The organism is Streptomyces sp. WAC04114 (genome assembly GCF_019733245.1).
GTDB lineage: Bacteria > Actinomycetota > Actinomycetes > Streptomycetales > Streptomycetaceae > Streptomyces > Streptomyces massasporeus_A.
This window is the reverse complement of sequence record NZ_JAIGQA010000105.1, coordinates 1-13,948: the sequence shown is the minus strand read 5'-3', so window position 1 is coordinate 13,948 and position 13,948 is coordinate 1. Positions and strand designations below refer to the sequence as shown.

The window sequence follows — 13,948 nt, the reverse complement described above, 5'->3', positions numbered from 1 at the left end:
CATGGACCTCGAGACCTTCCGCAAGCTCGCCACCGACCGGCGGGTCATCCCCGTCACCCGCAAGCTCCTCGCCGACGGCGACACCCCGGTCGCGCTCTACCGCAAGCTCGCCGCCGAACGCCCCGGCACCTTCCTGCTGGAGTCCGCGGAGAACGGCCGCTCCTGGTCCCGGTACTCCTTCGTGGGCGTGCGGTCCGCCGCGACGCTGACCACGCGTGACGGGCAGGCGCACTGGCTCGGCGCCCCGCCCGTCGGCGTCCCCACGGACGGTGACCCCCTCGCCGCCCTGCGCGCCACCATCGAGGCCCTGCACACACCCCACCAGGAGGGCATGCCGCCCTTCACCGGCGGCATGGTCGGCTACCTCGGCTACGACATCGTCCGCCGCCTGGAGAAGATCGGCCCCGGCGAGCGCGACGATCTGAAGCTGCCCGAGCTGACCATGCTCCTCACCAGCGACCTGGCCGTCATGGACCACTGGGAGGGCTCGGTCCTGCTGATCGCCAACGCGATCAACCACAACGACCTCGACACCGGCGTCGACGAGGCGTACGCGGACGCGATCGCCCGTCTGGACGCCATGGAGGCGGACCTCTCGCGCGCGGTGGCCCAGCCCCCCGCCGTCCTGCCGCCCTCCGAGATCCCCGAGTACTCCGCGCTCTGGGGCGGGCCCGACTTCCAGGAGGCCGTCGAGGACATCAAGGAGCGCATCCGGGCCGGCGAGGCCTTCCAGGTGGTGCCCTCCCAGCGCTTCGAGACGCCGTGCACGGCGAGCGCGCTGGACGTCTACCGGGTCCTGCGGGCCACCAACCCGTCCCCGTACATGTACCTGTTCCGCTTCGACGGGTTCGACGTCGTCGGCTCGTCCCCCGAGGCCCTGGTCAAGGTCGAGGACGGCCGGGCCATGGTGCACCCCATCGCCGGCACCCGCTGGCGCGGCGCCACCCCGCAGGAGGACCAGGCCCTCGCCGAGGAGCTGCTCGCCGACCCCAAGGAGCGCGCCGAGCACCTCATGCTCGTCGACCTGGGGCGCAACGACCTGGGGCGGGTCTGCGAACCCGGCTCGGTCGAGGTGGTGGACTTCATGTCCGTCGAGCGCTACTCGCACGTCATGCACATCGTCTCGACGGTGACGGGCCGCGTGGCCGCCGGACGCACCGCCTTCGACGTCCTCACCGCCTGCTTCCCGGCCGGCACCCTCTCCGGCGCCCCGAAGCCCCGCGCCATGCAGATCATCGACGAACTCGAACCCTCCCGGCGCGGCCTCTACGGCGGCTGCGTCGGCTACCTCGACTTCGCCGGCGACTCCGACACCGCCATCGCCATCCGCACCGCCCTCCTGCGTGACGGCACCGCCTACGTGCAGGCCGGGGCGGGCATCGTCGCCGACTCCGACCCGGTCGCCGAGGACACCGAGTGCCGCAACAAGGCGGCCGCGGTGCTGCGGGCCGTGCACACGGCGAACCGGCTGGGAAAGGCCTGAGATGAACCCCGGGTGACGGTTCGCCCGGGGTTCAGGCGATAGTGGGGTACGTGACTGCTGTACCTCACCCCCGTTCCGAAGCCCCCGGATCCGCCCGGGCCGGCCGCCTGAGCCTCGCCGTCGCCCTGCTGAGCGGCGCGCTCGGCGCCGCCGTGGCGCTGCTCGCCACCCGGCAGCAATGGTCGCAGGGCACCGCGACGGTGGCCGGTGGCGCCTTCCCCCTGACCGCCAAGGGCAGCGACGTCACGGGTGTTCCCGCGGCGCTCGCCATAGTGGGCCTCGCCGCGCTCGTCGCCGTGTTCGCCGTCCGCCGCGCCGGCCGCTTCGTCGTCGCCGCGCTGCTCGCGCTCTCCGGCGTCGGCATCGTCACCGCTGCCCTGCTCGGCGCCGCCGACAGCTCCGCGCTCGACGAGCAGGCCGCCCAGGCCTCCGGTGACACCTCGGCCTCCGTCGACGCCCTCAGCCACACCGCCTGGCCGTACGTCGCGGTCGTCGGCGGCGTCCTGATCCTCGTGGCCGGACTGCTCGCCCTGCGCTACGGCCGGCTGTGGCCCGCCATGTCCGGCCGCTACGAGCGCGGCACGACGCCCCAGCCGCGCCGCAAGGCCCCCGCCGTCGACCCCGACCGGCCCGAGGACCTGTGGAAGGCACTCGACCGCGGCGAGGACCCGACCGGGGCCTGAACCCACCCGGGGGTGTGGGAGCACCCCCTGGGGAGCACCCCCGCTCACCCCGCGGGCGCGCGTGCGGGACAATGACTCCGAGCGTCCTGCTCAGACACGCACACAGCAACGAGGAGCAAGCAATGGCGGGCAGCAGCCACGGTCACACCCCGGCCGCCTGGACCGGTGTCACGATCGCCTTCATCGGTTTCTGCGTCTCGGGCGCGTTCATGGTGCTGGACCAGCCGGTGGGCTTCTGGGCGGGCATGGTGGTCGTGCTGCTCGGCGGTGTCGTCGGCGGCATCATGCGGATGATGGGCCTGGGTCAGCCCAAGGAGGCGCACCAGCCGCACCGGACCACGGGCGACCGCGAGCCGGCCGGCGCCGGGAGCTGACCTCGCGGCACGATCCGCGGAGCACGTCCTCACGTGAGGGGCGGCCTGGCACACGGGTGCCGGAGCCGCCCCTCACGCGCGTGCGGGGCACAATGCATACCGTGAACGCCGAGAGCCGAAGGGTGACGCAGAGCGTCCCGAGCCGACTGGCCGTCCCCGCCGGTGCGCTCGCGGCCGTCGCCGCCGCCTTCGCCTACGTGGGCACGGTGGATCCCAACGAGCCCGGCCACTACCCCGTCTGCCCGCTGCTGCGCTACACCGGCCTCTACTGCCCCGGCTGCGGGGGCCTGCGCAGCGCACACGCCTTCGTCCACGGGGACCTCCTCGCGGCGCTGCACGCCAACGCGCCCGCGACCCTCGGCTATCTGGGCTTCGCCGTGCTGTGGACCGTATGGGTGGTCCACGCGGTCCGGGGGCGCCCCCTGCGGATCGACCCGCGTCCGGGGCTGGTGTGGGGCCTCGGGGCGTTGCTGCTGCTCTTCAGCGTTGTCCGGAACCTGCCCTTCGGTGGCTGGCTCCATCCTTGATCAACAGGCGGATGTCCAGTATGGGGGCACCTCCCGCCCGAGCATGCGAAGCTGGTTCGAGGGTGGGGGAGGGACCGCCGTCAACCGGATGTGAGGCCTACGCCCCGCTGCGGATACCATCGCTATGACCATCGGTTTCCGATCGGTCGCTGGAACTGTCAAGAGTCTGGAAGGGGGCCGCTCGCGTGAGTGTGCTCGACGAGATCATCGACGGAGTCCGTGCCGACCTCGCGGAACGGCAGGCGCGCGTCAGCCTCGACGAGCTCAAGGAGCGCGCGGCGAAGGCCCCCGCGGCCAAGGACGGCGCGGCCGCACTGCGCGGCGACGGCGTCAAGGTCATCTGCGAGGTCAAGCGCTCCAGCCCCTCCAAGGGCGCGCTGGCCGCGATCGCCGACCCGGCCGGACTCGCCGCGGACTACGAGGCGGGAGGCGCGGCCGTCATCTCCGTCCTGACCGAGGAGCGCCGCTTCGGCGGCTCGCTCGCCGACCTGGAGGCGGTCCGCGCCCGCGTGGACATCCCGGTCCTCCGCAAGGACTTCATCGTCACGTCGTACCAGCTGTGGGAGGCCCGCGCCTACGGCGCCGACGTCGTGCTGCTGATCGTCGCCGCCCTCGACCAGCCCGCCCTGGAGTCCCTCATCGAGCGCGCCGAGTCCATCGGGCTCACGCCGCTCGTCGAGGTGCACGACGAGGACGAGGTCGAGCGCGCGGTCGACGCCGGCGCCCGCGTGATCGGCGTCAACGCGCGCAACCTCAAGACCCTCGAGGTCGACCGCGGCACCTTCGAGCGGGTGGCGCCGGAGATCCCCGACCACATCATCAAGATCGCCGAGTCCGGCGTCCGCGGCCCGCACGACCTCATCGCGTACGCCAACGCCGGCGCCGACGCGGTCCTGGTCGGCGAGTCCCTCGTCACCGGCAAGGACCCGAGGACGGCGGTCTCGGACCTGGTGGCGGCCGGCGAGCACCCCGCGCTCCGGCACGGCCGGAGCTGATCACCCGCTAGGCTTGCCCCGATGACTCCCACCATGACGACCGTGGACCGGTACGCCCGCCTCGCGCGCGGCTGCCGCCCCCGCGGCTGCCGCGCCCCGGCCCGCCGGATCCACGGCCGCCGCGTGCGCTACGTCATCGGTGACGAACCCGGGCAGGTCAACGGCATGCGATGGCAGCGCGCCCTCTAGGGGCGCGGGGCTCTGTTTGATGTGCGGCTACCGCCGCGCGGGCGCGACCGGCCACTGACGGCCCGCGGTCAACAACCGATCCCCGGCCCCACGGCGACTAGTGCATTCAACACACTCACCGTGAGGTATTCGCATGCCCAGCCAGTTCTTCATCCCCGACCCGGAGGGTCAAACCCCCAGCCCCGAAGGCTACTTCGGGGCATTCGGCGGCAAGTTCATCCCCGAGGCCCTCGTCGCCGCAGTGGACGAGGTCGCCGTCGAGTACGACAAGGCCAAGCACGACCCGGAGTTCGCCAAGGAACTCGACGACCTCCTGGTCAACTACACCGGCCGCCCCAGCTCCCTCACCGAGGTCCCCCGCTTCGCCGCGGAAGCGGGCGGCGCCCGGATCTTCCTGAAGCGGGAAGACCTCAACCACACCGGCTCCCACAAGATCAACAACGTCCTCGGCCAGGCCCTGCTCACCAAGCGCATGGGCAAGACCCGGGTCATCGCCGAGACGGGCGCCGGCCAGCACGGCGTGGCCACCGCCACCGCCTGTGCGCTGTTCGGCCTCGACTGCACCATCTACATGGGCGAGATCGACACCCGGCGCCAGGCACTCAACGTCGCCCGCATGCGCATGCTCGGCGCCGAGGTCATCGCCGTGAAGTCCGGCAGCCGCACGCTGAAGGACGCCATCAACGAGGCCTTCCGCGACTGGGTCGCCAACGTCGACCACACCCACTACCTCTTCGGCACCGTCGCCGGACCGCACCCCTTCCCGGCGATGGTCCGCGACTTCCACCGGGTCATCGGCGTCGAGGCCCGCCGCCAGCTCCTGGAGCGGGCCGGACGCCTGCCCGACGCGGCCGTCGCCTGCGTCGGCGGCGGCTCCAACGCCATCGGCCTCTTCCACGCCTTCATCCCCGACACCGACGTCCGCCTCATCGGCTGCGAACCGGCCGGGCACGGCGTCGAGACCGGCGAGCACGCGGCGACCCTGACCGCGGGCGAGCCCGGCATCCTGCACGGCTCCCGCTCCTACGTCCTCCAGGACGACGAGGGCCAGATCACCGAGCCGTACTCCATCTCGGCCGGTCTGGACTACCCGGGCATCGGCCCGGAGCACGCCTACCTGAAGGACTCCGGCCGCGGCGAGTACCGGGCGGTCACCGACGACGCGGCGATGCAGGCCCTGCGGCTGCTGTCGCGCACCGAGGGCATCATCCCGGCCATCGAGAGCGCCCACGCGCTGGCCGGCGCCCTGGAGGTCGGCAAGGAGCTCGGCAAGGACGGGCTGATCGTGGTCAATCTGTCCGGCCGCGGCGACAAGGACATGGACACCGCCGCGCGCTACTTCGGCCTGTACGACACCGACGCCGAGGTCGCCGAGGACGCCTCCGGCACCGCCGAGATCGAGGGGGACGCCAAGTGAGCGGCAACATCGAGCTGTTGAGCGACACCCTCGCCGCGGCCAGGTCCGAAGGGCGCTCCGCCCTCATCGCCTACCTCCCGGCCGGGTTCCCGACCGTGGACGGCGGCATCGAGGCGATCAAGGCCGTCATCGACGGCGGCGCCGACGTCGTCGAGGTGGGCCTGCCGCACAGCGACCCCGTCCTCGACGGACCCGTCATCCAGACCGCCGACGACATCGCCCTGCGCGGCGGTGTGAAGATCGCCGACGTGATGCGCACGGTCCGCGAGGCCCACGCCGCCACCGGCAAGCCGATCCTCGTCATGACGTACTGGAACCCCGTCGACCGCTACGGCGTCGAGCGGTTCACCGCCGAGCTCGCCGAGGCGGGCGGCGCCGGGTGCATCCTGCCCGACCTGCCCGTGCAGGAGTCGGCGCTGTGGAGGGAGCACGCGGAGAAGCACGGTCTCGCCACCGTCTTCGTCGTCGCCCCCAGCAGCAAGGACGAGCGTCTCGCGCAGATCACCGCGGCGGGCAGCGGCTTCGTCTACGCCGCCTCCCTCATGGGCGTCACCGGCACCCGCGCCAGCGTCAGCAATCAGGCCCAGGACCTGGTGGAACGCACCCGGGCCACGGGGACGGACCTGCCGGTCTGCGTCGGGCTCGGCGTCTCCAGCCCCGCCCAGGCCGCCGAGGTCGCCGGCTTCGCCGACGGCGTGATCGTCGGCTCGGCCTTCGTCAAGGCCATGCTGGACGCCACGGACGACGCGGCCGGTGTCGAGGCCGTGCGCGCGCTCGCCGGTGACCTCGCCAAGGGCGTGCGCGGACAGGCGTAAGAACGTCGGAAGTCATACCGGTCCCTCGTACGGGTGGACCCGGGGCCGGGGAGGCGCGCTGCGCCTCCCCGGTTCGTTTCCGGGGTGTGAGCGAGAAGAACCGTGAGGGAAAGCGCACCGCCCGGGAGAAGCTGGCGGTCGAGCGCGAGAAGCAGAAGTCCGCGGACAAGCGCCGGCGCGCGCTGATCGTGGGCGGGGCCATCGTCGCCGTCCTGGGACTCGCGGCCGTGATCGGCGTCATCGCGGCCAACGCCGGCAAGGACGACGACAGCGAGGCCTCGGGCCCGGTCGTGGCGCCCTCGGGGGCCCAGGGCAAGGACAGCCTGGCCATCCCGGTCGGCAAGGACAGCGCCAAGTCCACGCTCACGGTGTGGGAGGACTTCCGCTGCCCCGCGTGCAAGTCCTTCGAGACGGCGTACCGGCCGGTGATCCACGAGCTGACGAACGCCGGCGAGCTGAAGGTGGAGTACCACCTGGTCACCCTCATCGACGGCAACATGCGCGGCACCGGCTCCCGCAACGCGGCCAACGCCGCGGCCTGCGCCCAGGACGCCGGGAAATTCCCCGCGTACCACGACGTGCTCTTCGACAACCAGCCCCCTGAGGTCGACGACGCCTTCGCGGACAACGCCAAGCTGATCGAGCTGGCCGGCAAGGTCGACGGCCTGGACACCCCCGCCTTCCGCACCTGCGTCGAGAAGGGCACGCACAACGGCTGGGTCGCCAAGTCCCACCAGGCCTTCAACAAGGGCGGCTTCTCGGGCACGCCGACCGTGCTGTTCGACGGCGAGAACATCTACCAGGACCGGACGATGACCCCGGCCAAGCTGAAGCAGATGGTGCAGGAGGCGAACAAGGAGTAAGGGTCTTCTCACGCCCCCGTTATGGACCCGTAGCCGGGCTGCCTGCCGCGGGCCCGGTGCGGCACGGTAGCGTCGACCTTGCCATGGAACTTGCCTTCATTCCCAGCCCGTCACGCGGGGTGCTGTACCTCGGCCCCATTCCGCTGCGCGGCTACGCGTTCTGCATCATCATCGGCGTCTTCGTCGCGGTCTGGCTCGGCAACAAGCGCTGGATCGCCCGGGGCGGGCGGGCCGGCACGGTGGCCGACATCGCTGTCTGGGCCGTGCCCTTCGGTCTCGTCGGCGGTCGGCTCTACCACGTGATCACGGACTACCAGCTGTACTTCAGCGAGGGCCGTGACTGGGTGGACGCCTTCAAGATCTGGGAGGGCGGCCTCGGCATCTGGGGCGCGATCGCGTTCGGCGCGCTGGGCGCGTGGATCGGCTGCCGTCGCCGCGGCATCCCGCTGCCCGCCTACGCCGACGCCGTCGCGCCGGGCATCGCCTTCGCGCAGGCGATCGGCCGCTGGGGCAACTGGTTCAACCAGGAGCTGTACGGCAAGCCCACCGATCTGCCGTGGGCCCTGGAGATCACCTCCTCGTCGGACGGCCGGGTGCCGGGCACGTACCACCCGACGTTCCTCTACGAGTCGCTGTGGTGCATCGGTGTGGCGTTCCTCGTCATCTGGGCGGACCGCCGCTTCCGTCTCGGACACGGCCGGGCGTTCGCGCTGTACGTCGCCGCGTACTGCGCGGGCCGGGCGTGGATCGAGTACATGCGCGTCGACGACGCCCACCACATCCTCGGGCTCCGGCTGAACGTCTGGACCGCGATCCTGGTGTTCCTGCTCGCGGTGACCTACGTGGTGGTGTCGTCCAAGAAGCGGCCCGGGCGCGAGGACGTCGTGGAGCCCGGTGCCGTGACCTCCGGTGACGACGCCGACGGCGGCGAGAAGTCCGAGGACACCGGCACGTCCGAGGCCGACACGTCCGCGGACGCCGGCAAGGACGACACGAACGAGACCGAAGCCGGGGCGGACGCCAAGGACGAGGCCGGGTCGGGCAAGAAGACCTGACGACCCGCTGTATCTGACGAACCGAGAGCGCCCGGGGAGAGCTCCCCGGGCGCTCTCGGCACGTCAGCGGCGGCGCGCCAGGGACAGGGTGCGCTGGGCCGCCGTCACCACCGCCGCGTCGACGAAGCGGCCGTCGGGCAGGGCCTGGGCGCCCTGATCCGTGGCGGCCGCCTTGAGCACCGTCTCCGCCCGCTCGATCTCCGCCTCGCTGGGCAGATAGGCGCGTTCGATCACCGGCAGCTGGCGGGGGTGGATCGCGGCGCGGCCCAGGAACCCCAGGGCGCGGCCGTGGGCGCAGGAGGCCGCGAGCCCGTCCAGGTCGCGGGTGTCCGGGTGGACGGACTGCGGCGGCGGGGGCAGGCCCGCGGCCCGGGCCGCCACGACCACCCGGGAGCGGGGCCAGTCGAGACCGGTGTCGTCGCGCACCCCGAGGTCGGCCCGCAGGTCGGCCTCGCCCAGTGCGATGCCCCGCAGGTTCGGGTGGGAGCAGGCGATGACGTATGCCTGCTCCACGGCGAGGGCCGTCTCCAGCAGGGCGTACAGGTCGGCCCGGGCGGCCCGGCGTGCCACATGGGCGACCTCGGCGGGTGAGGTGATCTTGGCGAGGCGGAGACCGGAGAGCCCGGGAGTCGGGGCCAGGGCCGCGATGTCCCGCTCGCCCCAGGGGCTGGCCAGGGCATTGACCCTTACGTGGACCGGGACGGCCGGGGCGTGTGCGAGCAGGTCGGCGGTGGCGGCGCGGGCGTAGTCCTTGCGGTCGGAGGCGACGGCGTCCTCCAGGTCGACGACGACGACGTCGGCGCCGGAGGTGAGGGCCTTCTCGACCACCTGAGGACGGTCGCCCGGGGCGTAGAGCCAGGTGAGCGGGTACGCCGTCACAGGGCGCCCTCTGCGCGCAGCGCCGAGACGTCGTCCGGGGTCAGGCCCAGCTCGGTGAGGATCTCCTCGGTGTCGGCGCCGTGCGGGCGGCCGGCCCAGCGGATCGTGCCGGGCGTGGCGGAGAGCCGGAAGAGGACGTTCTGCATGCGCAGCGGGCCGAGTTCGGGGTCGTCGACGGTGGTGATGGTGCCCAGGGCCTGGTACTGCGGGTCCGCCATCACGTCCCGGACGTCCTGGACCGGGGCGACCGCCGCCTCGGCCTTCTCGAAGGCGGCCAGGACGTCGGTGCGGGTGCGGGCGGCGATCCAGCCGCCGACCGCCTCGTCCAGGACGTCCGCGTGCCGGGCGCGGTCGGCGCCCGAGGCGAACCAGGGCTCGTCGATCAGTTCCGGGCGGCCGACCAGGTGCATCACGCGTTCCGCGACCGACTGGGCCGAGGTGGAGACGGCGACCCAGGTACCGTCCGCTGTGCGGTAGACGCCGCGCGGGGCGTTGTTGGGGGAGCGGTTGCCGGTGCGGGGCTGGACATGACCGAGCTGGTCGTACCAGAGGGGCTGGGGGCCGAGGGCGGCCAGGATCGGCTCGATCAGGGCCATGTCCACGACCTGGCCCTCGCCGGTGCGCTCGCGGGCGGCGAGGGCCGTCATCACCGCGTACGCCGTCGTCAGGCCCGCGATGGAGTCGGCCAGGCCGAACGGCGGGAGGGTCGGGGGCGAGTCCGGTTCGCCGGTGATCGCGGCGAAGCCGCTCATCGCCTCGGCGAGGGTGCCGAAGCCGGGGCGGTGCGCGTAGGGGCCGAACTGGCCGAAGCCGGTGACACGGGCCAGGACCAGGCGCGGGTTGACGGCGGACAGTTCCGGCCAGCCCAGGTCCCACTTCTCCAGGGTGCCGGGGCGGAAGTTCTCGATGATCACGTCGGTGCCGGCGGCCAGGCGCAGGAGGGTGGCGCGGCCGCCGGGCTTCGACAGGTCCAGGGTCATGGTGCGCTTGTTGCGGCCGAGCATCTTCCACCACAGGCCCACGCCGTCCTTCGACGGGCCGTGGCCGCGGGAAGGGTCCGGCTTGCCCGGGTGCTCGATCTTGACGACCTCGGCGCCGAAGTCGCCGAGCAGGGTGGCGGCCATAGGGCCGGCGAAGAGGGTGGCGAGGTCGAGGACACGCAGGCCTTCGAGGGGCGAGGTCGTGGACGCGGTCATGGGCGGCGGGTCTCCCGGTGCGTGAGGTGGGCGAGGGTGTCGAAGCCGATGCCGTCGAAGTCGCCGATGGAGGTGGCCAGCCGGTTCTTCAGGGGTGCCGTCCAGCGGTCGGGGAGCGCCGCGGGGTGCCCGGCCAGCAGCCCGGCGACGGAGCCGGCCGTGGCGCCGTTGGAGTCGGTGTCCCAACCGCCGCTCACGGCACGGCAGATGGAGCCGTCGAAGTCGCCGTGCGCGTGGGTGAGGGCGGCGGCGATCAGGGCGGTGTTGGGGACGGCGTGCACCCAGTGGTGGGTGCCGGCGTGGGTGGCGTGGAGTGCGTCGACGACCGAGTCGAAGTCCGTGTGCTCGTGCGCGAGTCGCACGGCCTGGCGGACGGCGCGGGCCAGGCGGGAACGCGGTGGGACGACGGTGAGGCCGGTGCGCAGGCAGGTGTGGACGTCGTGGTCGCCGGTCGCCGCCGTCGCGATGACGGCCGCCGTGAACATCGCCGCGTAGACGCCGTTGGCGGTGTGCGTGAGGGTGGCGTCCCGGTGCGCCTGTTCGGCTGCCGCGGCCGGGTGGCCGGGGTTGGTCCAGCCGTGGACGTCGGCGCGGATCAGGGCGCCGATCCATTCGCGGAACGGGTTGCGGTGGCGAGCGGTGTGCGGGGGTTCCAGGCCGCAGAGGAGGTTGCGGTAGGCGATGCGTTCGGCGGTGAAGGTGCGGCCGGCGGGGAGCTCGTCGAGCCAGGTGCGGGCCACGTCCGTGGTGGTGAACGTCCTGCCGTGGCGTTGCAGGAGGACGAGGTTGATCAGGGGGTAGTTGAGGTCGTCGTCCTCGGGCATGCCGTCGATGTTCTCGGCGAGGGAGGTGGGCGCCGAGCGGCGGTTCCAGGGGTGCCGTGCGAGGAGTTCCTCCGGGACGCCCCGGGCGGTGAAGTAGGTGGTGACGGGCCAGTTGCCGGTGGCCCGGGCGAGTCGGCGGATGGCGTCGAGGGGGAGCTTCTCGACCGGTTTGCCGAGGAGGCAGCCGGTGGCGCGGCCGAGCCAGGCGGCCTCCAGGGCGTGCGGGGTGGTGGCCGGGGTGCCCACCGGCTCTGGCCAGTCGGGGCAGGCGGACCGGATCCTGCCCAGGTCCGTGGGTTCGTCGTCCGCCGACGCGCTCGGCAGATCGGCCAGTTCGTCCAGGAGGTCTTCCGCCAGCTGACGGAGGTAGCGGGACGCCGGGGTGGGGGAGGCGCCCGCGGTGGCCGGGGCCTCGGGGCCGCCCGCCGCTCGCCAGCGGGCCGCGACCGCCTTCGGCTCGCGGCCGTCCTGGGCCGCCTGGCGGAGCTCGTGGCCGAGCAGGTCCTCCGGCTGGACCCAGGTCAGTCGGAGCATGCCGGTCCTCCGAGGGACGCGAAGGCCTTCTCGTGGGCGCGGCGGCGGGCCACGTCCCGGTCGAAGATCTCGCGGGTCACGGCGGTGAGGGTGGCCGCCGGTTCCCAGAGGTCCAGGCGGCTGGCCTCCGCGACCGTCTTGGCCCAGTCCTCCGGAACCGGTGAGCCCAGGGCCCCGGCCACGGCTCCGGCCATCGTGGCGATGGAGTCGCAGTCACGGCCGTAGTTCACCGCACCGAGGACGGCGTGACGGTAGTCGCCCCGCGCGACGAGCACCATGCCCAGCGCGACGGGCAGTTCCTCGATCGCGTGCAGGCGGGACGGACGGCGGGCGCCGAGCGAGGGCGCCCGGTAGTCGGGGCCGACCGTGTCGTACGGGGTCACCGCCTCGCGCAGCGGGCGCAGCGCCGACTCGAAGTCCGTGTGGCGGGCCGCCTCCTCGCAGACCCGCTCGATCGCGTCGCGGGTGCCGTCCTTCGCGAGGGCGAGACACGTCGAGACCACCGAGTCCGGGGTCGCGCCGGGGGTGCACGCCGCTGCCACCGCCGCGGCCAGGACACCGGCCGCCTCACGGCCGTACGACGACTGGTGCGCGCCGGCGACGTCGAGGGCCTCGGCGTACGCCGCCCGCGGGTCGGCCGCGTTGACCAGGCCGACCGGGGCCATGTACATCGCCGCGCCGCAGTTGACGATGTTGCCGCTGCCGGCCTCGCGCGGGTCGGCGTGGCCGTAGTGGATCCTCGTCACCAGCCACTTCTCCGCCAGGAAGATCCGCTGGAGGGGGAGGGCCTCGCCCTCCAGTTCCGGGATCCAGCGCGGCTCGGTCATCAGGTCCGGGACCAGGTGGTCGGCGATGGCGTAGGCATCGAGGTGGTCACGGACCCGGGCGTAGACGCGGACCAAGGCGTGGGTCATCAAGGTGTCGTCGGTGACGTGCCCGTCGCCCTTGTGGTACGGGGCGAGGGGGCGGGCCGTGCGCCAGTCGTCGCCGTGCCAGGGGCCGACGATGCCGTGCACGCGACCGCCGTGGCGTTCGAGGATCTGCTCGGGCGAGTAGCCCTCGACGGGGCCGCCGAGCGCGTCGCCGACGGCGGCGCCGACCAGGGCTCCGGTGATCCGCTCGTCCAGCGGGGCGTTTTGGTGGGTTTTGGGCTGCATGGCCGCATCATCCACCCGGGTGGGCCGGTTGCACCGCTTCCAGGAGTTCGGCGAGTTCCACGAGGTCCGTGCCGGTGAGGCGGGGGAGGACGCAGCCGGACAGGGTGCGGCAGGTCTCCCGCCAGGAGGCGGGGATCGAGGCGCCGCCGCCGAGGGCGCCGGTGAGGGCGCCCGCCAGGGCGGGGGCGGAGTCCGCGACGCGGGACAGGCAGGCCGCGGCCGGGACCGCCTGCGCGATACGGCCGCGGGCGGCGGTGGCCAGGGCGAGGGCGACCGGGACCGTCTCGGCGGCGGCGATGCCGTAGCTGTAGACGTGGTCGACGATCTGGTGCTCCAGGGGCGGGACCAGGGCGAAGGCGCTGTCCGCGGCGGCGGCGAGCGTCAGGGCCTGCCGGGCGTTGCGGCCGATCTCCGTCTCCTCGGGCAACTCGGTGAGGGCCGCGGTGACGCACGCGTCGACGTCCGCGCCGGCCAGGGCGAGGGCGAGGGCCGCCGCCATCGCGCGGGCGCCGTGGACGCCGTCGCCGTCCTGGGTGTAGCGGGCGTCGAACTCGGCGAGGCCGGCGGCGCTGCGGGGATCGCCGGGGTGGGCCACGGCCAGGACGCAGGCGCGTACGCAGGCGGCGTCGTCGAAGTAGTGCGGGTTGTCGTGGCCGGTGGCGGGCGGGCGCAGGCCGGTGGCGAGGTTGCCGAGGCCGGCACGGACGGAGATGCGCGCGCGCAGGGGGAGGACGGCGGACTCGATCTCGGGGGCGCGGTTCGTCGCGGCGGCGACCTCGGCGGCGAGGGCGTTCCAGGTGAGGTCGATGGCGGCCCGGGTGCGGCGTTCGCGGCTGAGGTCGTCTCGGACGGTGTCGTCGCCCGCGCGCAGGAGGGCTTCAGCGGCGAAGGCCGCCCATTCGGCGTCGTCGGAGGGGCCGAGGCGGAGGGGCTCGGGGGGCTGGTTCAGAGCGATGG

General features: G+C 73.2%; 15 protein-coding genes. 10 read left to right on the top strand and 5 right to left on the bottom strand.

Annotated features, from left to right (window positions below; genetic code table 11):
* Position 1: 1 nt before the first annotated feature.
* From K4G64_RS24500 to lgt, 10 genes are all read left to right on the top strand, one after another.
* Entirely contained in the window at positions 2-1,483 is a 1,482-nt protein-coding gene (locus K4G64_RS24500) for an anthranilate synthase component I (protein WP_221758166.1), read from the top strand.
* Positions 1,484-1,524: 41 nt separating this feature from the next.
* Positions 1,525-2,166, top strand: a complete 642-nt coding sequence (locus K4G64_RS24495) for a TIGR02234 family membrane protein (protein WP_221758165.1) — start codon at positions 1,525-1,527, stop codon at positions 2,164-2,166.
* Between the two features lie 122 nt (positions 2,167-2,288).
* Positions 2,289-2,540 carry an HGxxPAAW family protein gene (locus tag K4G64_RS24490; protein ID WP_030848361.1) on the top strand — a complete coding sequence of 84 codons (252 nt, stop codon included), beginning with the start codon at positions 2,289-2,291 and terminating at the stop codon, positions 2,538-2,540.
* Positions 2,541-2,632: 92 nt separating this feature from the next.
* Entirely contained in the window at positions 2,633-3,067 is a 435-nt protein-coding gene (locus tag K4G64_RS24485) for a DUF2752 domain-containing protein (RefSeq protein WP_221758164.1), read from the top strand.
* Positions 3,068-3,252: 185 nt separating this feature from the next.
* Positions 3,253-4,062, top strand: coding sequence for an indole-3-glycerol phosphate synthase TrpC (gene trpC, locus K4G64_RS24480; RefSeq protein WP_030848367.1), 810 nt, complete (start codon positions 3,253-3,255; stop codon positions 4,060-4,062).
* Positions 4,063-4,083: 21 nt separating this feature from the next.
* Positions 4,084-4,251 carry a tryptophan biosynthesis modulator TrpM gene (gene trpM / locus K4G64_RS24475; protein WP_184912475.1) on the top strand — a complete coding sequence of 56 codons (168 nt, stop codon included), beginning with the start codon at positions 4,084-4,086 and terminating at the stop codon, positions 4,249-4,251.
* 133 nt (positions 4,252-4,384) lie between these two features.
* Entirely contained in the window at positions 4,385-5,668 is a 1,284-nt protein-coding gene (trpB, locus tag K4G64_RS24470; protein ID WP_221758163.1) for a tryptophan synthase subunit beta, read from the top strand.
* Positions 5,665-6,483, top strand: coding sequence for a tryptophan synthase subunit alpha (gene trpA, locus K4G64_RS24465; protein ID WP_221758162.1), 819 nt, complete (start codon positions 5,665-5,667; stop codon positions 6,481-6,483). Before trpB ends, trpA begins: the two co-directional genes overlap by 4 nt.
* An 86-nt stretch (positions 6,484-6,569) precedes the next feature.
* The gene (locus tag K4G64_RS24460) at positions 6,570-7,346 is read left to right on the top strand and encodes a thioredoxin domain-containing protein (protein WP_221758161.1); all 777 of its coding nucleotides are present in this window, start codon (positions 6,570-6,572) and stop codon (positions 7,344-7,346) included.
* An 83-nt stretch (positions 7,347-7,429) separates the two neighbouring features.
* The gene (gene lgt / locus K4G64_RS24455) at positions 7,430-8,401 is read left to right on the top strand and encodes a prolipoprotein diacylglyceryl transferase (protein ID WP_221758160.1); all 972 of its coding nucleotides are present in this window, start codon (positions 7,430-7,432) and stop codon (positions 8,399-8,401) included.
* 63 nt (positions 8,402-8,464) lie between these two features.
* Here the strand turns inward: lgt and K4G64_RS24450 are convergent, their stop codons facing one another.
* From K4G64_RS24450 to K4G64_RS24430, 5 genes are all read right to left on the bottom strand, one after another.
* A complete protein-coding gene (locus tag K4G64_RS24450; protein ID WP_221758159.1) occupies positions 8,465-9,280 on the bottom strand; it encodes a CoA ester lyase in 816 nt (271 codons plus the stop codon).
* Positions 9,277-10,476 carry a CaiB/BaiF CoA-transferase family protein gene (locus K4G64_RS24445; protein WP_221758158.1) on the bottom strand — a complete coding sequence of 400 codons (1,200 nt, stop codon included), beginning with the start codon at positions 10,474-10,476 and terminating at the stop codon, positions 9,277-9,279. Before K4G64_RS24445 ends, K4G64_RS24450 begins: the two co-directional genes overlap by 4 nt.
* Complete coding sequence (locus K4G64_RS24440) at positions 10,473-11,834, bottom strand: ADP-ribosylglycohydrolase family protein (protein WP_221758157.1); 1,362 nt, start codon at positions 11,832-11,834, stop codon at positions 10,473-10,475. Before K4G64_RS24440 ends, K4G64_RS24445 begins: the two co-directional genes overlap by 4 nt.
* The gene (locus tag K4G64_RS24435) at positions 11,822-12,991 is read right to left on the bottom strand and encodes an ADP-ribosylglycohydrolase family protein (RefSeq protein WP_221758156.1); all 1,170 of its coding nucleotides are present in this window, start codon (positions 12,989-12,991) and stop codon (positions 11,822-11,824) included. The genes K4G64_RS24440 and K4G64_RS24435 overlap by 13 nt, the downstream gene beginning before the upstream one ends.
* A 7-nt stretch (positions 12,992-12,998) precedes the next feature.
* A partial coding sequence (locus tag K4G64_RS24430; RefSeq protein ID WP_221758155.1) for an ADP-ribosylglycohydrolase family protein occupies positions 12,999-13,948 on the bottom strand: 950 nt, incomplete at its 5' end.